This window comes from Georgenia sp. G2120, from assembly GCF_055326485.1.
In genome coordinates, this window is the sequence record NZ_JBUZNL010000005.1 from 16,833 (window position 1) to 35,360 (window position 18,528).

General features: G+C 73.8%; 14 protein-coding genes and 1 tRNA gene. 6 read left to right on the forward strand and 9 right to left on the reverse strand.

Annotation, left to right across the window (positions count from 1 at the left end; translation table 11 throughout):
• Positions 1 to 56 precede the first annotated feature (56 nt).
• The 3 genes from dhaL to ACZLMO_RS07265 all read right to left on the reverse strand — a co-directional run bounded on the left by dhaL (position 57) and on the right by ACZLMO_RS07265 (position 3,253).
• Positions 57 to 692, reverse strand: a complete 636-nt coding sequence (gene dhaL / locus ACZLMO_RS07255; protein ID WP_463653330.1) for a dihydroxyacetone kinase subunit DhaL — start codon at positions 690 to 692, stop codon at positions 57 to 59.
• Between the two features lie 3 nt (positions 693 to 695).
• On the reverse strand, positions 696 to 1,694 hold the full coding sequence (locus ACZLMO_RS07260; protein ID WP_463653331.1) for a dihydroxyacetone kinase subunit DhaK: 999 nt from the start codon (positions 1,692 to 1,694) through the stop codon (positions 696 to 698).
• Between the two features lie 266 nt (positions 1,695 to 1,960).
• Positions 1,961 to 3,253 (reverse strand): alpha-amylase family protein, encoded by a 1,293-nt coding sequence (locus tag ACZLMO_RS07265; RefSeq protein WP_463653332.1) that lies wholly within the window; start codon positions 3,251 to 3,253, stop codon positions 1,961 to 1,963.
• A gap of 180 nt (positions 3,254 to 3,433) precedes the next feature.
• Here ACZLMO_RS07265 and ACZLMO_RS07270 point away from each other — a divergent pair, with 180 nt between their 5' ends.
• The 3 genes from ACZLMO_RS07270 (at position 3,434) to dnaG (ending at position 10,052) form a co-directional block, all read left to right on the forward strand.
• Positions 3,434 to 6,454 (forward strand): metallophosphoesterase, encoded by a 3,021-nt coding sequence (locus tag ACZLMO_RS07270; RefSeq protein WP_463653333.1) that lies wholly within the window; start codon positions 3,434 to 3,436, stop codon positions 6,452 to 6,454.
• Positions 6,455 to 6,671: 217 nt separating this feature from the next.
• On the forward strand, positions 6,672 to 7,976 hold the full coding sequence (locus tag ACZLMO_RS07275; protein ID WP_463653334.1) for a deoxyguanosinetriphosphate triphosphohydrolase: 1,305 nt from the start codon (positions 6,672 to 6,674) through the stop codon (positions 7,974 to 7,976).
• Complete coding sequence (gene dnaG, locus ACZLMO_RS07280; protein ID WP_425713216.1) at positions 7,977 to 10,052, forward strand: DNA primase; 2,076 nt, start codon at positions 7,977 to 7,979, stop codon at positions 10,050 to 10,052.
• 63 nt (positions 10,053 to 10,115) lie between these two features.
• Here dnaG and ACZLMO_RS07285 read toward each other — a convergent pair whose 3' ends face one another.
• The 5 genes from ACZLMO_RS07285 to ACZLMO_RS07305 all read right to left on the reverse strand — a co-directional run bounded on the left by ACZLMO_RS07285 (position 10,116) and on the right by ACZLMO_RS07305 (position 15,949).
• Positions 10,116 to 11,192 carry a hypothetical protein gene (locus ACZLMO_RS07285; RefSeq protein WP_425713217.1) on the reverse strand — a complete coding sequence of 359 codons (1,077 nt, stop codon included), beginning with the start codon at positions 11,190 to 11,192 and terminating at the stop codon, positions 10,116 to 10,118.
• 136 nt (positions 11,193 to 11,328) lie between these two features.
• Complete coding sequence (locus ACZLMO_RS07290; RefSeq protein ID WP_425713218.1) at positions 11,329 to 12,507, reverse strand: hypothetical protein; 1,179 nt, start codon at positions 12,505 to 12,507, stop codon at positions 11,329 to 11,331.
• Between the two features lie 203 nt (positions 12,508 to 12,710).
• On the reverse strand, positions 12,711 to 13,619 hold the full coding sequence (locus tag ACZLMO_RS07295) for a hypothetical protein (RefSeq protein WP_425713219.1): 909 nt from the start codon (positions 13,617 to 13,619) through the stop codon (positions 12,711 to 12,713).
• A gap of 279 nt (positions 13,620 to 13,898) precedes the next feature.
• Positions 13,899 to 14,711 carry a hypothetical protein gene (locus ACZLMO_RS07300; protein WP_425713220.1) on the reverse strand — a complete coding sequence of 271 codons (813 nt, stop codon included), beginning with the start codon at positions 14,709 to 14,711 and terminating at the stop codon, positions 13,899 to 13,901.
• A 176-nt stretch (positions 14,712 to 14,887) separates the two neighbouring features.
• A complete protein-coding gene (locus ACZLMO_RS07305) occupies positions 14,888 to 15,949 on the reverse strand; it encodes a septum formation family protein (protein WP_463653335.1) in 1,062 nt (353 codons plus the stop codon).
• A gap of 218 nt (positions 15,950 to 16,167) precedes the next feature.
• Here ACZLMO_RS07305 and ACZLMO_RS07310 point away from each other — a divergent pair, with 218 nt between their 5' ends.
• Entirely contained in the window at positions 16,168 to 17,091 is a 924-nt protein-coding gene (locus ACZLMO_RS07310; RefSeq protein WP_463653336.1) for a ribokinase, read from the forward strand.
• A 39-nt stretch (positions 17,092 to 17,130) separates the two neighbouring features.
• Here ACZLMO_RS07310 and ACZLMO_RS07315 read toward each other — a convergent pair.
• Positions 17,131 to 17,204 (reverse strand) — tRNA-Ile (locus ACZLMO_RS07315).
• Positions 17,205 to 17,434: 230 nt separating this feature from the next.
• Here ACZLMO_RS07315 and ACZLMO_RS07320 point away from each other — a divergent pair.
• Positions 17,435 to 17,905 carry an SRPBCC family protein gene (locus ACZLMO_RS07320; protein WP_463653337.1) on the forward strand — a complete coding sequence of 157 codons (471 nt, stop codon included), beginning with the start codon at positions 17,435 to 17,437 and terminating at the stop codon, positions 17,903 to 17,905.
• Positions 17,906 to 17,994: 89 nt separating this feature from the next.
• Positions 17,995 to 18,495, forward strand: a complete 501-nt coding sequence (locus tag ACZLMO_RS07325) for a hypothetical protein (protein WP_463653338.1) — start codon at positions 17,995 to 17,997, stop codon at positions 18,493 to 18,495.
• Positions 18,496 to 18,528 lie beyond the last annotated feature (33 nt).

The following is an 18,528-nucleotide window of genomic DNA, read 5'->3' on the forward strand; positions in this document are numbered from 1 at the left end:
CACGACGCCGGAGGGGGGGGTTCCTCCGAAACACCACCCCCATCATCGTCGCACTTTCATCCAAGCGTGTTTACAACATCCGCGATCGCCCCGAGCAGGACCGACACCGAGATCGCGCCGGGGTCGGGATGACCGACGCTGCGCTCCCCGAGCGAGCGCGACTTGCCGAACCCGGAGACGAGCTCGGCCGAGCGCTCGACGCCATCGGCCGACGCGACCGCCGCCGCGCGTGCCGTGGCGGCGAGGCCCTGGCCCACGGCGGCTCGGGCGGCCTCCGCGGCAGGGACGAGCGCGTCGAGCATCGTCTTCTGCCCGACCTCGGCCTTGCCGCGCCGCATGACCTGCTCGGCGCCGGCCTCGAGCGCGGTCGCGAACCCGTCGGCGTCGAGCGTGTCCCCGGTCAGCACCTTGGCGGGTGCCCGGAACATCGTGCCGAAGATGGCGCCCGAGGCACCGCCGCTCGTCGCGAGGACCGCGGAGCCCACGGCCTTGAACGCCTCCCCGGGCGTCGCGGGCGACGCCTCGGCGAGGGCCTCCTTCGCGGCGGTGAACCCGCGGGCCATGCCGACGCCGTGGTCGCCGTCGCCGATGGCCTGGTCGGCGCGGGTGAGCCGCTCCTTGGCGGCGACGATCGCGTCGCACGCCGCGGTGAGCGCGGTGGCGGTCTGGGCCGCCGTCAGCTGGTCCGCCATCGCTCAGGCCTGCGAGTAGGGCAGCGAGCGGCAGGGGGCGGCCAGGAGTCGCTCGAGGTCGTCGTCGAGCCGGAGCAGGGTGAGGGAGAAGCCCGCCATCTCCTGGGACGTGAAGTACGAGCCGACGTCGGTGCGCACCACCTCGATGCCCCGGGCCTCGAGCAGCTCGCGGGCCTTGCGGTTGACGACGAACAGCTCCATGAGCGTGGTGGCGCCGAGGTTGTTGACGAGCAGGGCGACCCGGTCGCCGGAGGAGTAGGGCAGGTCGGCGATCAGCTTGTCGGCCATCTTCTCGGTCAGCTCGTCGGCGGTCATCATCGCGGAGCGCTCGACGCCCATCTCGCCGTGCATGCCCAGGCCGATCTCGATCTCGTCGTCGCCGAGCTCGAACGTCGGCTCGCCGGTCTCCGGGAGGGAGCCCGCGCGGACCGCGACGCCGAGCGTGCGGGTGGCCTGCTGCGCCTTGACGATCAGCGCCTCGGCCTCCTCCAGGGAGCCCGCCTCGGCGCACGCCGCGCCGGCGATCTTGACGACGTAGAAGGCGCCGCCGATGCCGCGTCGGGTGTCCGGGTCGTCGGTCGCGACGTCGTCGTTGACGAGCACGGTGCGGGTGGCGATGTCGTCGTCGTCCTCCGCGAGCTCGGCGCCCATGTCGAAGTTGAGGACGTCGCCCGCGTAGTTCCCGTAGAGGAGGATGACGCCCTTGCCCTGGTCGGCGGCGACGATCGCCTCCTGGACGTGCTGCGGCGCCGGGGCGGCGAACACGTTGCCGGCCACGCTCGCGTCGGCGAGGCCCTGGCCGACGTAGGCCGTGTACATGGGCTCGTGGCCGGAGCCGCCGCCGACGACGAGACCGACCTTGCCGGCCTCGATCGAGTCGCGGACGAGCACGCGCGAGCCCGGCGCGCGCGTGAGGGAGCCGTGCGAGGCCAGTACGAGACCGTCGAGCACCTCGTCGACGAGGTGCTCGGGGTCGTTGATGATCTTCTTCGCCTTGGACATGACGTACCTCGTGGGTCTCGGGCGGTGGGCCCGGCGGCGGGGGAGTCGGTGGTCCCGGGCCGCGTGCTCACCGCGATGTGAGAAGTTCTCAGCGTCGAGCGCTGCAGTCTCATCCTAGGCGCGGGCCGCCGGGGTGCGAAGGCCGGGTCCGCGCCGCCGCGGACAGATGCTCATGTGAGCGCAGCGGAACCTGTGTCGGTGCCCGCCGAGGAGATGCGGTGGTGTCGAGGAGGTCCGGGGCCCGGCTGCGCAGGGGCGCGTCCGGCTCAGGTGATCCGGAGGAGCGCGGCGGTGCCTGGCTCGAGCACCGTCGCACCGTCCTCCTCGAGCACGCCGGCGGAGGAGTGGGTGACGAGCGCGTTCGGCGGCACCGCCACCGGGTCCGGGCCGAGCGTGAGGACGAGGTGACGGGTGTCGAGGGCGAGCACGAGCGCGTCGACGTCGACGTCGAGCACGCCCAGGTAGCCGGAGGCCGTACCGAGCTCGCGGCGCAGGCGCAGCCACGCCCGCAGCCGTTCGTAGGGGGAGTCGTCCCGGTGGCGGTCGGGGGCCAGGGCCGCGACGAGGGCGGCGAGGGAGCCGGTGGCGGCATCGTCGTCGGAGTGGGTGCCGCTCGTGCCCCCGCCGGTGGCGCCGCCCCCGGGGGCGACCTGGCCGCCGAGCTCGATCCCCTGCCGGAGATAGACCGCGCCGGGCAGCATGATCGACAGCGCCGTCATCGCGCGCACCCGTCGGGCGTTCTCCTCGGGGGAGGGGCGGTGCGCCCAGGTCGGCGTCGGGACCGGGTGCCGGCCGGTCGCGAGGGCCCAGGCAGGGCGGGCGCCGAGGGGCTCGTGGACGCCGAAGACCTGGGCGAGGGTCTCACCCACGGCGGGTGCGTCCCAGCTGGTGCGGGCGAGGCGGTCGTCGCGGGTGGCGTGCAGCCAGTCCTCGTGGAGCACCTCGGTGTAGGCCGCGAGGTCGAGCCCGCGCACGGCACCGGTGAGCGCCGCCTCGGCGTCGGGGCGGTCCCCGGAACCGCGCTCGGCGAGGCGCGCCTGCAGGGCGCCGGGGTCCGCGCCACGGGGGTGGCGCACGAGGGTCGGCGTCGTCGTGCCCGGCGCGGCGGCGTCGGCCTGATCGAGGCCGAGCGCTCCGGGGTCGCTCGTGCCCCGGGCGATGCCCAGGTCGATCCCGTCCACCCCGAGCGCGAGCCAGCGGCCCACGCGGGACAGGTGCGCGGCGTCGGTGTCGGACGGGTGGATCGGGAGCACCGAGGCGACGACCCGGAGCGCCCGCCGATGGGCCCTGCGGACGACGGCGCCGACGGCGTCGGCCACCTGGCGATGACGCGGGTCGAGCTCCGGTGCCGTCAGCAGGAGCGTGTCGCACCCGAGCGAGGCGACGTGCGGGACGTGCGCGGCGACGTCGTCGATCGCGGCCACCGTGCGCAGCTCGGCGGTCTCGTAGACCGCGGCCGTCGACCACCACGGCATCGGAGCCTTCGGCCGGCGGTGGAGCATCCGCGTGGCGCGCGACCCGGTGGTGGCGGCGTCGGTCGTGATCGTCGCGAGGGGCATCGCCGACCATTCTGGCCCCGGTCTCGTTCGTGACCAAGCGCCGCCGCTCGGATGTGCGAGAGTCCGGCGCCCGCGTCAGGTTCACCGGGTGGCTCCCTGACGTTCAGCGGGCGGTGGTTGCCTCGGCGCAGGAGCGCCGCCGGCGTTCCCAACCCCTGATCGAGACACTCAAGGAGAGTCGTGCACGCACGAGCTCGACGAACGGCGGCCGTCGCCGCCACCGCCCTGCTGACCACCATGCTCGCCGGGGCCGTCGTGCCCCCGGCGATGTCGGAGCCCGCCCCCGACACCCCACCCACGCCGGAGGCCGAGCCGGCCACCGAGGGTGACGCGGCGCCCGAGGAGGACGCCGTCCCCGACGGCTCCCGCTGGACCCTGGCCACCCTGCCCGACACGCAGTTCTACTCCCGGTACGGCGCCAGCCAGTTCGAGCCCCGCTACGGGACCAACCCGTACCAGGCGCAGGCCGAGTGGCTCGCCGAGGTGCACGACGAGCTCAACATCCCGTTCGTCACCCACCTCGGCGACCTGGTCGACCGCGCCGGCGTCGAGGCCGAGTGGGAGATCGCCGACGCCGCCCACCAGGTGCTCGAGGACGCGGGACTGCCGTACTCGGTCCTGCCCGGCAACCACGACCTGCTCAACAGCTCGGCGAACGACACCGAGCTCGCCGACGACGAGCCGTTCCTGCGCTGGTTCTCCCCCGAGCGCTCGGCGGCGCAGTCGCCGGACTCGGGGCGCGACCCGTCGGGCTTCAGCGAGTACCACGTGTTCGAGGCCGAGGGCCAGGAGTACCTCGTGCTCGCGCTCGCCTGGCGGACGTCGGACGAGACCCTGGCCTGGGCCGACCAGGTCATGGCCGACCACCCGACCCTGCCGACGATCCTCACCTCGCACGAGATCCTCGGCGTCGACTCCGACGGCGTCACCGCCGTCACGGGTGGCAACGGCGAGCGGCTGTGGGAGGGCCTGATCCGGGACAACGACCAGATCTTCCTCACGCTCTCGGGCCACAACCACGGCTCGGCGCACCGGGTCGTGCAGAACGACGCCGGCAACGACGTCATCCAGATCCTGCAGGACTGGCAGATGGCCTACGAGGGTGGCAACGGCTACCTCGGCCTGCTCGAGTTCAACCTCGAGAACGACTCGATCGACGTGCTCGCGCCGTCGCCGTGGGTGGTCGGTAAGGACGCAGCCGACCTCACCGTCCACGACCGACCGCTGCTCGACGCGCCGAACGAGGAGTTCAGCGTCGACATCGACTTCGACGAGCGCTTCGCCGGTTTCAACGCCGAGTGGGAGCCCGGCGACGGCCAGGAGACCTCCCTGCGCGAGCGCGCCCGCGCCCTCATCCTCGACGGCTTCGAGGGCGTCCCCGCCGTCGACCGCGCGGAGCCGGGTTCCACCGAGGACTACGTGCGCGTGGACGGGACGCTCGCCCACTGGCGACCGAACCTCGTCGACGCCGCGATCGGGGACGTCCTGCCCGATGGGACGGAGCTGCCCGACGTCGTGCTCGAGGAGCAGGCGATGGCGCGCGGCCCGGTCGACACCTCGCCGACCGCCCAGGAGGAGGACGTGCGGCTGTGCGAGGCGCACGCCTTCTCGTCGTCCGACGCCGGCATCTGCTTCGACAACTCGTCCAACGCGGACAACCGGTTCAGCTACTTCACCACCGAGCACGGCGTCCCGGTGACGAACGCGTCCTTCGAGAACGGCTACACGATCGAGGCGTTCGTCAACATCGCCGAGGACTGGACGGCCGAGGACAACGCGTGGACCCGCGCGCTCGCCCGCTCCGGCAACCGGTCCCGCATCCCGGGCATGGCGCAGATCTGGGACTACACCCACTCGCCCGCGTCGATCGGGTTCTCCAACCTCCGGGAGTTCCAGTGGTCGGTCGTCCCCGGCGACCCGACGACCGGTGACCGCAGCGCCTGGTCCGGCGAGATCACGTCCGACGACTGGTACCACCTCGCGATGGTCAACGACCCCGCCGACGGCTCGGTGACGATGTACGTCGACGGCATGCCGATCCTGCGCAACATCAGCGACGGCAACGGGATGTCCTTCGAGGAGGGCTACCCCTGGATGATCGGCGCCGCCATGACGGACGACGCGATCGGCTCCGGCTGGCACGGCGGTGTCGGCGAGGTCCGCGTCATCGACCGCGCCACCGAGCCGGGGGAGTGGCTCATCGACCGGCCCGACGTCGAGGCCTTCGAGATCGAGAACGGCGAGCTCGAGGTCGGGGCGGATGGATCGGTCCCGGCGCTCACGGGCACCGGCGCGCCCGGCGCGACGGTCGTCCTGAGCGGCGCGCTCACCGGCGAGGCCGTCGTGGCCGAGGACGGGACGTGGACGGTCGAGCCGACCCTCGTCGACGAGGCCGCGGGCACCCGCGAGTTCGCCGTCTCGCACGGCTTCGGCGAGCGTCGCTCCGGCGACCAGCTCGGTCAGATCACGGTGCCCGACGACGAGGAGCCGCCGGTGGATCCGGGTGAGCCGGTTCCGCCGTCGCCGGGTCGTGGGTTCTACCTCAACGACGGCTGGGACATCTGGGCGGACCACGAGTTCTCCTTCGGTCGCCCGGGTGACGAGGTCCTGGTCGGTGACTGGGACGGCGACGGGTCCGACACTCTCGCCGTTCGTCGTGGGAACGCCTACTTCCTGTCCAACTCCCTGTACGGCGGGAACGCGGACGTGGAGCTGACCTTCGGCCGGTCCGGGGACACCGTGCTCGTGGGTGACTGGGACGGTGACGGCGTGGACTCCTTCGCGGTGCGGCGTGGGAACTCCTACTTCCTGACCAACGAGCTCACTGGCGGGGATGCGGAGACCGAGCTGGACTACGGCCGTGCGAACGACCAGGTCCTCGTGGGCGACTACGACGCCGACGGCACGGACACCTTTGCCGTGCGTCGTGGGGCCCGGTACTTCGTGTCCAACAGCCTGGCCAGTGGCTGGGCGGACGCGGAGTTCACCTACGGCCGTGGGAACGATCAGGTGCTCGTGGGTGACTGGGACGGGAACGGGAGCGACACGTTCGCCTCGCGTCGCGGGAACCTGTACCTGATGTCGAACACCCCCACCGGTGGGTGGGCGGACCGCGAGGTTCGTTACGGCCGTTCGGGCGACGAGGTGTTCGTCGGTGACTGGAACGGTGACGGCGCGGACACCCTGGGTATCCGCCGCTGACGTAACCGACGAGTGAGCGGATGTCGATCCGACCAGTGAGCGGGCCCCGCACCCTATGGGTGCGGGGCCCGCTTCGTCGTCGGAGGAGGGGGGTGATGGCGAGGCGGAACTCTGCTCACTCGCCGAACGCCCCCCGCACTCGTGAAGGAAAGTCCCCTCATTCGTGGGGTGTGGAGGGGCGACCGTCCAGATCGGCGCGGCCGCATAGACTCGAGCGGTGAGCGCATCGGCGGAGCAGGTGGCACGGGCGAGGTCCGTCCCGGCCCCCTACGTCGTGGCGGACGCGGACCGCTGGTGGCCCGAGGAGGGCAAGAACCCGCGGCGCTCCCCGTTCCAGCGCGACCGCGCCCGCGTCCTGCACTCCTCGGCCCTGCGTCGCCTCGGAGCGAAGACGCAGGTGCTCGGCCCGAGCTCGGACGACTTCGTCCGCACCCGCCTCACGCACTCCCTCGAGGTCGCGCAGGTCGGCCGCGAGCTCGGCCAGGCCCTCGGCTGCGACCCGGACGTCGTGGACGCGGCCTGCCTCTCCCACGACCTCGGCCACCCGCCGTTCGGCCACAACGGCGAGCGGGCGCTGCACGAGGTCGCGGCCGGCATCGGCGGCTTCGAGGGCAACGCCCAGACGCTGCGGCTGCTCACCTCGCTCGAGCCCAAGATCATGACCGACTCCGGCACCGGAGCCGGCCTCAACCTCACGCGCGCCACGCTGGATGCCTCGGTCAAGTACCCGTGGGCCGCCGGCGCGGGACCGGTGCGCGCCGACGGCCGGCCCACGGGCAAGTTCGGCGTCTACGCCGACGACGCCGAGACGTTCGCCTGGCTGCGCGAGGGCGCCCCCGACAGGCGCCGCTGCCTAGAGGCCCAGGTCATGGACCTGGCCGACGACGTCGCGTACTCGGTGCACGACGTCGAGGACGCGGTGGCCGGCGGTCGCGTCGACCTCGGCGTCGTGCGGGCCGACCGGGCGCAGAACGGCGTCGTCGAGCAGGTGCGAGCCTGGTACGACCCCGAGCTGAGCGACGACGAGATCGGCGCCGCCCTCGACCGCGTCCTCGCCCTGCCCGTCGTCCCGCGGGTCTTCGACCACACGTGGGCCTCGCTCGCCGCGCTCAAGGACATGGCGAGCCAGCTCATCGGCCGGTTCTGCGCCGCCGCCGAGGACGCCACCCGTGAGCGGCACGGCGAGGATCCCCTCGCGCGCTACGCGGCCGACCTCGTGGTGCCCCGGGAGACGGAGGCCGAGATCCTCGCGCTCAAGGGCGTCGCCGCCCACTACGTCATGGCGCCGCGCGAGACCGAGCCGCTCTACCTCGCCCAGCGCACGATCATCTTCGACCTGGCCGACGCCCTCGCCGCGGGCGGCCCGGACCAGCTCGAGCCGCACCTCGCCCAGCGCTGGCACGGCGTCGGGTCCGACGACGAACGGCTGCGCGTCGTCGTCGACCAGATCGCCTCCCTCACCGACACATCCGCCCAGCAGTGGCACGCCCGGTTGTGCGGGATGCTCTCCGAGGTGTACTGAGTGGCGGGGATGATCCGCCGCGAGGACATCGAGGCGGTCAAGGAGAAGGTCCGGATCGAGGAGGTCGTCGGCGCGCACGTCACGCTGCGCACCGCCGGCGTCGGGTCGATGAAGGGCCTGTGCCCCTTCCACGACGAGCGCACGCCGTCCTTCCACGTCCGCCCGCAGGTGGGCGTGTGGCACTGCTTCGGGTGCGGCGAGGGCGGCGACGTCGTCAGCTTCGTCCAGCGCATCGAAGGACTCTCGTTCGCCGAGGCGATCGAGATGCTGGCCGACCGGGTCGGGGTCGAGCTCCGCCGCGAGGACGAGGACGGCCGACCCCGGGAGCGGTCCCAGGGGGAGCCCGGCCGGCGTCGTCGGCTCGTCGAGGCCAACCGGATCGCCGCCGAGTACTTCGTCGCGCAGCTCGCCTCGCCCGGCGCCGCTCCCGCCCGCGCGTTCCTCGCCGAGCGCGGGTTCGACCAGGCTGCTGCCGCGCACTTCGGCGTGGGGTTCGCGCCCGAGGGCTGGGACCACTTGCTGCGCCACCTGCGTTCCAAGGGGCTCACCGACCAGGAGATCCTCGCGGCCGGGCTCGTCTCGCAGGGGCAGCGCGGCGTCTACGACCGGTTCCGCGGGCGACTCGTCTGGCCGATCCGCTCCACCTCCGGCGAGACGCTGGGGTTCGGCGCGCGACGCCTGCTCGAGTCCGACCAGGGTCCGAAGTACCTCAACACCCCCGAGACCCCGCTGTACCGCAAGTCGCACGTCCTCTACGGGATCGACCTCGCTCGCAAGGAGATCGGCCGCGGGCGGCAGGTCGTCGTCGTCGAGGGGTACACGGACGTCATGGCCGCGCACCTCGCCGGCGTCACCACCGCGGTCGCCACGTGCGGCACGGCCTTCGGCGACGACCACGTCCGCATCGTCCGGCGCCTGCTCGGGGACGTCGGCGACGCCGCCTCCGGCGTCATGACGGCGGGCTCCGCGCGAGGCGGCGAGGTCGTCTTCACGTTCGACGGCGACGCCGCCGGTCAGAAGGCCGCCCTGCGCGCGTTCGACGAGGACCAGCGCTTCGCGGCCCAGACGTTCGTCGCGGTCACGCCCGGTGGGATGGACCCCTGCGACCTGCGCCTCGAGCGCGGCGACGCGGCCGTCCGCGACCTCGTCGCCGGGCGCGAGCCGCTGTTCGAGTTCGTCATCCGCTCCGCCCTGGCCACGCTCGACCTCGGGACCGCGGAGGGGCGTGTGGCGGGGCTGCGGGCGGCGGCGCCGGTCGTGGCAGCGATCCGTGACCGCGCCCTGCGCGGGGAGTACGCCCGCCAGCTCGCGGGCTGGCTCGGCATGGACGACGTGAGTGTCCGCCAGGCGGTCCGTAGCGCCGAGAGCTCGGCGCGGCGCGCCGGCGCCCCCGGAGGGTCGTCCGTGCCCGACGCCGGTGGGCCGGGCCGGGCGGGCGGCGCACCCGGTGAGACTGGTCGCCCGGGCGGGCAGAACGGACGGCCGGGCGGGCAGCCGGGCGGATCCGGTCCCTCGGGCGGTGCCTGGGAGACCTCCGCAGGAGCCGGCGGTGGACGCGGCCCCGAGGATCCCGTGGCGCGCCTCGAGCGGCAGGTCCTCGAGGTGGCACTCCAGCTCCCGGCCGAGGCGGCGGCCGCCGGGTTCGACTCGCTCGCGGCCGACACGTTCACCGTGCCCTCGTACCGCGCGGCACACGACGCGATCCGGGCGGCCGGTGGCGTGGCGACCTTCGCGGCGCACCTGGCCGAGCGCCGCCGCGCGGGCGCAGGGGAGGAGGCCGCCCAGCGGGAGGCCGCTGCCCACTGGGTCGAGGCGGTGCGGGAGAACGCCGTCGGTCCCGTCGCGGACTCCGTGACCGGCATGGCGGTCGCCCCGCTTCCCCAGGACCGCCCGGACGCGCTGACCGACTACGCCCGCGGCGTCGTCGTCGCGCTCGTCCGCATGGGGCTGACCCGGCTCATCGGTGACGCGAAGGGGACGCTGCAGCGCACGGACCCGGACGATCCCGCCTACGCCGAGCGGTTCGCCGCTCTCATGGAGCTGGAGTCACGACGGCGCTCGCTCGGCTCGCCGTAGCGGGCCCAACGAGCGCCGTGGTGGGCGGACGCCGGCGCGTCCGCAGGTGTCGCGGCGGGTGGGTCAGTCGATCGTCCAGGCGAGGGACTCGGACTCGCCGGTGACGATGCCGGCGGCCGGGCGGAAGAGGACGTCGAACGAGTCGTCGGACGGCTCGGGAACGTAGATCGTCGCCGTGACCTCCTCGCCCCCGTCGACGACCGGGGGCATCGAGTCGCCGGTGCTGCAGCCCATGCCGTCCGTGGGGCTGAGGTCGCCCTCGGAGGTCGACAGAGTGATGCCGGGCAGCGGCGGGACGGTGGGAACCACCTCGTCCTCGCCGGCGGACACGGTGAAGGTCAGGGCCGTGTGCGGCGTGCCGGGGGAGGTGAGGCACTGCGCGTCGCGCTCGGCCTCGTCGAGCGTGATCTCCATGCCGTTGTCGAACGTGTGGGTCTCGCCGATCTCGAGGACCGTGGCGTCGTCCGCGCCGCCGGAGCCGTCGTCGGACGGGGACTCGTCGTCCTCGTCGGTGTCGGCGTCGTCGGACGGGCTCTCGGAGTCGGGCCCCGACTCGGTCTCGGAGTTCTCGTCGGTCTCGTCCTCGGTCTCGTCCTCGTCGTCGCTCGGGGCCTCGTCGTCGGAGCTCTCCTCCTCGCCGTCGGTCCCGTCGGAACCGGCCTCGCCGCTCGGTGCCTCGATCCCGGAGTCGTCCGGCGTGGGCTCCTCGCCACCGTTCTCGTCGCCGTCGCGCAGGAGGAAGAACCACACCGCGGCTGCGGCGACGGCGACCGCGAGGACGCCGAGGATCACCGCCAGCCAGGGGAAGCCGCCTCCGCGCTGCGGGCGGTCGTCGCCGGGCGGGTAGTCGCCGCCGCCGCCCGACCCGCCGCCGTACGAGGGTGCGTAGGTCGGGGCGGCGCCGGACGAGGGGTAGCCCGAGGCTCCCTCGCCGCCGGTCGCCGCGTGCGAACCCGACGCGCCCGGGGCGGACGCGCCGCCGGACTGCGACGCCGCGCCGTACCCGCCGGCACCCCGAGCCGCGTCGTACCGGCTCGCGCCCTGCGCCGCGGCGGAGTCCGCCGGGATCGGCCTCGTGGCGTCGCCGTCGGGCTGCTCGAAGGCGTTGCCCTCGCGCCGCCAGCGTGAGTCGTTGCTCATCGTGTCCTCCCAGGTCTGCCGCCCGGCCGGACGACGCCCGTCAGCCTACGACCGGGGCACACCCCGGGCGCGTCGACGTCGCCGGGGAGTGCTGCCCGCCCCGCCCGGGGGCGCGGGACGCGGGGCCCGGTTCGTGTCAGTCGATCGTCCAGCGCGCGAGCGTGCGGTCGGGGGAGCCGTGCCTGAGCACGTCCGGGTCGAGCTCGAGGACGAGACGCCCCTGCGTGGGAGCGACCATGAGCACCGTCCCCGTGACCGTCTGCGCGGGCGAGGCGGTCGGCGGCAGCACGTCCGACGGATCGGCGAGGCACGAGGCCGGGGCGGGGAGCAGCGGCCCGTCCGGTGAGGACAGGCCGAGACCGGGAATCGGGGTGAGGACCGGTGCCGGGGCGTCCGCCGGCACGGTGACCGTCACCTCGAGGGCCACCAGCTCGCCGGCCACGGCGCCGTCGACCGCGCAGGTCACGTCCCGTTCGGCGGCCGTCAGCGCGTAGGTCGTGCCGTCGTCCGCGGTCCATGTCTCCCCGACGGCGACGTCGACGACCTCCGCGTCGGTACCGGTGCCGCCGCCCGTGTCCGCGCCCGCGGCGGAGCCCTGGAGGAGCTGCAGGAGCCATGCGAGGTCCTGGGCAGGGTCGCCCGAGGAGGCGCCCGGTGACCCCGGCGTGCCAGGTGACCCGGGCGTGGCCGGTGGAAGCGGGATCGACGTCCCGGGCGGGACCGCGGGAACCGGGACGGTCCACGTCGGGGGTCCGGCGTCGGGCTCGGGCTCGGTCTCGGGCGAGGGCGAGGGTGTGGCCGGAGGCGAGGTGGGCGGGGGAGCGCCCGGGACAGTCGTGGTGGGACCCGCGGTGGCGGCGGGCGCGCGGAGCAGGGCGTCGCTCGGTCCCCGGTCGGTGGCGGCCACGAACCAGTAGCCCAGGAGGGCGGCCGCGATGACGGACGCCGCTCCGGCGAGGAGCCATGGCCGGACGCTCTCGTGCTGGTCGGACGTCTCGGACCCCGGAGCTCCGTTCCCGGCGGCGGTCGAGGGCGCGTCGCCCGGCGATCCCGAGTGCCCGAACGCGTTGAGTCGAGGAACAGGCTTCGAGGGGTAGCCGGTTCGCGCCGCGTAGTCGGTCGAGCGAGGGTCGGCGAGATCGGCCGGCAGCTCACCGGTCGCGGCGGTGGGTGGTTCGTCGTCGTCGAAGAAGTGGGCGAGGTACCCGGTACCGACGGGCCCGTCGTCGTCCGCCATGCCGACCTCCGCGTCGACCACCGGGGCCGGCACGGTCCGTCCGCCCCCGGGCCCGCCGGTGGGGCGGACGCTCGTCACGCTAGCCCCGCGGCGATGTGCGTGGTCGTCGCCGCGGGCGATCCGCACAGATCTCGACGGACCTCGACGCCGCTGGACGCAGGAGGTCCTTCGGCTCGGCCGTGGGCCGACGGACGCGGTGGTGCGGCCCCGGCGTCGCCCGACGCGACGGCGCCCCGGCCGCACGTGCGGACGGGGCGCCGAGGAGGGCCTGAGGTGGCGGGTCAGTCGACCGACCAGCGAGCCACCGTCAGTTCGGTGCCGGGCATGGCGATGCCGAACATCGGGTCGTACTCGAGCGTGAACGGGCCGCTCGTGGGTGCCTCGACGAGGATGAGTCCTGTGGCCGTCTGCCCGGGCTCGATGTACGAGGGCAGCTCGCGGGAGGTGTCGGCGAGGCAGCCGATGGTGGAGAAGGAGTCGATCGTTCCCTCGGGCGACTCGAGGGTGATGCCCGGCATCGGCGCCGATGCACTGGCACTCGGGCTCGCGGTCACCGTGTACTCGAGCGCGACGACCTCGCCGGAGACGCTGGCGTACCCGTCGCAGGTGATGTTGCGCTCGACCGAGTTCAGCGTGACAGTCGCGCCGTCGTAGGTCTGGTGCGGGGTGCCCATCGGGACGTCGACGACGGTGACGCTGCCGGATCCGTCGCCACCGGGGATCGAGGGGACGTCGCCACCGGGGACCGACGGGATGTCACCGCCCGGGATCGACGGGATGTCGCCACCCGGGATCGACGGGATGTCGCCACCCGGGATCGACGGCGCCGTCACCCCGCCCTGCTGGTCACCGCCGGAGGCTGTCTCGTCGTCGTCCCCGTCGACGAAGAGGAAGTAGGCCCCGGCACCGAGGGCGGCCACCACGACGACGGCGACGATCGCCCAGATCCAGCCCTTGCCTCCGCCGGAGCCGCCGGACTGACCAGGGCCGCCGTAGCCGGGCTGCTGGCCGTAGCCACCCTGCTGGGGGAACCCGCCCTGTTGGGGATAGCCGCCGGGCTGGCCGAATCCGCCCTGCTGCGGGTAGCCGCCCTGCTGGCCGAACCCGCCCTGTTGTCCGAAGTCGCCCTGCGGGTAGCCGCCCTGCTGGCCGAACCCGCCCTGCTGACCCCACTGGCCGTCGTACGACACGTCTGACCTCCACCGCTGCGCCCGCCACGTGGCCGGTCGAGGACCTGCCGCGCCGCCCGCCGGTCCCGGCGGGCAGCGCCACCGTAGAACGGTGTCCGAGCCGGGCAACCGCTCCCCGATGGGGAGTCCTCACCCGTGCCGTGGACCCCGGCTGAGGTGGGGCGACGTCGAGAACCCGGGCGAGGTGGTCGCAACCGGTCGGCTCGCCGGCGTCCTCCGGGCCACCTCCGGCGTCGTCCCCCGTGCAGCCCTCGCCGGCGCCGACCGCCCGGGTAGGGATCAGTTGATCGACCAGCGGGCGATGGAGATCTCGGTGTCCTGCCGGTCGACCCCCATCGACGGGTCGTACTCGAGCGTGAACGCTCCGTTGGTGGGTGGGGTGACGATGACGAGGCCCGTGGCGGTCTCGCCGGCGTCGACGAACCCGGGCAGGGCGCGGGAGGAGTCCGCCAGGCACGCGAGGGTGTTGAAGGACCCTCCGATGCTCCCCGAGGACGACTCGAGGGTGGTGCCGGGCACCGGCGCCGACGTGCCCGCGGTCGAGCTGCCGACGACGGTGAACTCGAGGGCGTAGGCCCCGCTGAGGCCGCGCACGTCGCTGCCGCAGGTGAAGTCCTCCTCGACGGAGTCGAGCGTGACGACCCCGCCGTTGTGTGTCATGAACGGCGTACCGATCGGCACGTCGACCACCGTCGGACCGCCGGACCCGTCGCTCTCGGTGGTACTGGGCTCCTCGCTGCCGGGGGTGGGTGCGGGAGCAGCGGTGGGAGCTGGGGCCGATGGGGTCGGCGGGGCCACTGCGGTGACAGTGTCCGATTCCCGCTGCCCCTCCGCGGAGGTGCTCTCGTCGTCGTCACCGTCGAGGAACAGGAAGTACACCCCGGTGCAGAGCGCGGCCGTCACGACGACGGCGATGAGCGCCCACAGCCAGCCCCTGTCACCGCCGGGGCGTCCAGGTCCGACACCCGGCCCGTGCCCATCGTGGTCGGGCGGCTGCGGACGGCCGTGCTGCTGGGAATGATCGGGCTGCGGGCCGTGTGCCCCGTGCTGCGGATAGCCGCTCGGGTTGCCCCACTGGCCGTCGTTCGACACGTCTGTTCTCCACCTCGTCACCCGCCGCACCGCCGGTCCACGGGCGGAACGCCCCCGCCGGTCAGGGCGGCTGACGCCACGGGCGAACGTTACCGGACCCAAACGGTCCGTCCCCGACCTGGGCGCCATGACCGCGTCGGCGCCGCGCGTGTCCCGCGCGGCGCCGATGTGTCAGGTCAGTTGCCGCTTCCCTCGGCGGAACCGGTCGTGTCCGCCGGGGTGGTGAGGATGCAGATGCCCTCACGGTCGCCGGCCTGGTCCCAGGTGCTCTGGGTCGGCGTGAGGAGCTGGACGAAGTACACGCTCGAGGCGTAGTCGGTGCCGACGTAGCCCTCGAACGCGTCCGCGCAGACCGACTCGAGCTCGCTGCCGACCTGGTCGTCGCCCGGGTACTCGTCGCCCTCGAACGTGTGGACGAGGTAGACCTCGCCGTCGTGCTCCTCCGCGCAGTCGATCACGGGCAGCTCGGAGACCTGTCCGGTGGCCCCCTCCATGTCGAGGCACTCGCCGACCGTGAACTGCTGGACGGTGGCCGTGCCGCCGGACGGCGGGCTCGACTCCTCCGTGGTGGGTTCCTCGGACTCCTCGGTCGTCGGCTCCTCGGTGTCCTCCGTGGTGGGTTCCTCGGACTCCTCGGTGGTCGGCTCCTCGGACTCCTCGGTGGTGGGTTCCTCGGACTCCTCGGTCGTGTCCTCCTCCGGCGGCGCGCTCGTCGTCGCCTCGTCGGTCGCGTCGCCGGACGACTCGTCGTCGTCACCCGTGAAGAACAGGAAGTACGCGCCGACCGCCAGGGCCGCGGCGACGAGGACGCCGATGATCGCCCACAGCCAGCCCTTCCCGCCGCCCGAGCCGCCGCGGTCGCCGTTCCCGGGATCGTTCGGGGCACCGGTGCCCTGGCCGTAGCCGGGCTGGCCGTAGCCGCCCTGCCCATAGCCGGCCCCCTGGCCGTACCCGCCCTGGGCCGGGTAGGCGCCCGCGGCCCCGTAGGCGGGTGGCTGGCCGTGGCCGGCATCCTGCCCGTAGCCGCCCGCCGGAGCGCCGTCCGCCCCCTGCCCGTAGCCGCCCGCCGCGGGAGCACCCGCGCCCTGACCCTGGTCCCAGCCGGCCTGCGCCGGCGTTCCCGCACCCTGCGACTGGTCCCAGCCGCCGTGCTGCGGCGTACCGGCGCCCTGGCTCTGGTCCCAGCCGCCCTGCTGCGGGGTGCCGCCGGGCTGTCCCCACGTCCCGTCGTTCGACATCGTGCCCTCCTCGATCGTCCTCGGTCGTGTCCGGCACCCGAGACCAGGCCTTCGGTCGGCGTTCGTCGGCAACGGGTACCGGGCCACGATATGCGCAGGTCGCCACGAGCGCGCACGGACGCGCGAGTGCCACAGACCGCCGCGTCGGTCGCCTGACCTGCATGTGCCCCGGGCGCGGATACCGTGCGAGGACACCGATCGACGACGAGGAGACCACCGTGACCGGACCCAGCATCATGATCGTCGGCAGCTCGATGACCGACCTCGTCTCCTACCTCGGGCGCATGCCAGAGCGGGGCGAGACCGTCTTCGGGAAGGACTTCGCCCAGGGCTTCGGTGGCAAGGGTGCCAACCAGGCCGCCATGGCCGCGCTCCTCGGGGCCGAGGTGTCGATGGTCGGCGCCGTCGGCGGGGACTCGTTCGGGCGCGACACGGTGGAGAACCTCCGCGGTCTCGGCATCGACGCGACCCACGTCGTGGAGATCGACGACGCGCACAGCGGGATCGCGATGATCCTCGTGGACCCCGACGGCGACAACCGGATCGTCCTGGCCCCCGGCGCGAACGAGCGGCTGACCCCGCAGCACGTCGACGACGCGTTCGACGACGCCGGGGGCCCCGACCTCGTGCTCAGCCAGCTCGAGGTGCCGCAGGAGACGATCCGCCGTGGGTTCGAGCGCGCCAAGGGGGCCGGTGGCATCACCGTCCTCAACCCCGCACCGGCCGCGGCGGTCGACCCCGGGGTGCTCGCGGTGACCGACTGGGTGATCCCCAACGAGACCGAGTTCGCCATCCTGCTCGAGGCAGAGCTCGGGCGTGGCGTCGAGGACCTCGAGGCCGACGCCGTCGCCCTCGGCGAACGGATCGGGGCCTCGCTCGTGGTCACCCTGGGAGAGCGCGGCGCCCTCCTCGTGCACGACGGCGACCTCACCCGCCTCGAGGCGCCCGCCGTGGAGGCGGTCGACACCACCGGCGCGGGCGACGCGTTCTGCGGCGGGTTCGCGTTCGCCCTGGCCGGCGGCGCTGCGCCGGCCGACGCGACCCGCCTCGGCATCGCGCTTGCGTCGGACTCGGTCACGCGTCGTGGCACGCAGGCCTCCTACGCGCGGGGCGCGGACCTCGAGCGCATCCTCGCGGGCTGACGCGGCGACGGTCACGGAGCCCGGGTGATGGGAGAACGGTGCCCCCGGCGGGGCTTGAACCCGCGACCGACGAATTATGAGTTCGCTGCTCTGACCGGCTGAGCTACAGGGGCGCGCGGCCACGCCGCCTCCCGCTCGCGCGGGGGCGTCGGCCACGGCGTCCCATCCTAGTTCGGCGGGGGACGCGCGGACGCGCACGTCGCCACCGTGGCGCGCGGCCCTGGACCCACGGACCCACGTGCGTGCACGACCGCGTGGACCCGGTCCCGTCCGCCCACGGAGCCCCTAGCCTGAGCCCCAGGGCGCGCACCTGACCGCGCCCGCGCCCCGGACGGAGACCGACATGGCCGCTCGCACGCTCACGCTCACCCGCGAGATCGCCGCGCCCCCCGAGGCTGTCTGGCGGATCCTCACCGACCCCGCCGGCAGCGAGCAGGTCCTCAGCGGCGTCAGCTCGATCGAGATGCTCACCGACGGCCCGTACCGCGTGGGCACTCGCTGGAAGGAGACCCGCACGTTCATGGGCGGCTCCGAGACCGAGGAGATGTGGGTGACGGCCGTCGACGAGCCCCGCTCGACCACCCTCGCCGCCAACGCCCGCGGCGCCACCTACGGGACTACCTTCGTCCTCGAACCGATCCCCACGGGCACCCGGTTGACCATGACCTTCGGCGGCGAGGACACCTCGGCCGGCGGGCTGCGCAAGCTGCTGGGCGCCGTCACCGAGCGCATCGGCATGGCGATGTCGAAGAAGATGATGACGCAGGACCTCGCCGACATCGCGGCCGCAGCCGAGGCCGCGCCGGGGGACTGACGCCACCGCCGGACCGACGCCACCGCTGGACCAGGGGTGCACCACGGACCGGCCCCATGTCCGGTGCCGTTCCCGGATAGCGTGAGACCATGCGTCGTCGTCGCCCCCTCCCGCCCGCCGATGTCCGCGCCCACCTCGCCAAGGACCCGCTCCTCGCCGCCTCCGGGCTCGCGGACGGGTCCTGGGCCCTCGCCTCGCCCGTCGCGCTCGTCATCGCGACCGCGGGCGAGCAGCGCCTGCGCCGGCCCTGGCACGAGATCCTCCACGCGCGCTGGGACGGCGAGTCGCGGCTCTTCTCCGTCACCTACGTCGACACGAGCGAACCGGTCCTCGAGCTGCGCACCAAGGACGACGACGTCCAGGCGCTCGCCGACGTCGTCCGTGAGCGAGTGACCTCCTCGCTCGTCCACACCCTGCGCCGGGAGCTGCCGAACGGGTCCGAGGTGCACGTCCACATCCGCCGCGGCGAGGACGGGGAGCTGCTCTCCCAGACGACGACCACCGGGCCGCTCGCGGGCGACACCGAGGAGGCCCAGGTCATCCTCGCAGCGGAGGCCGAGGCGCGCGGCGCCGTCGGGCTGGGGGAGTAAGAGGCTCGCCCGACTCGACACCGCGGCCCGGCA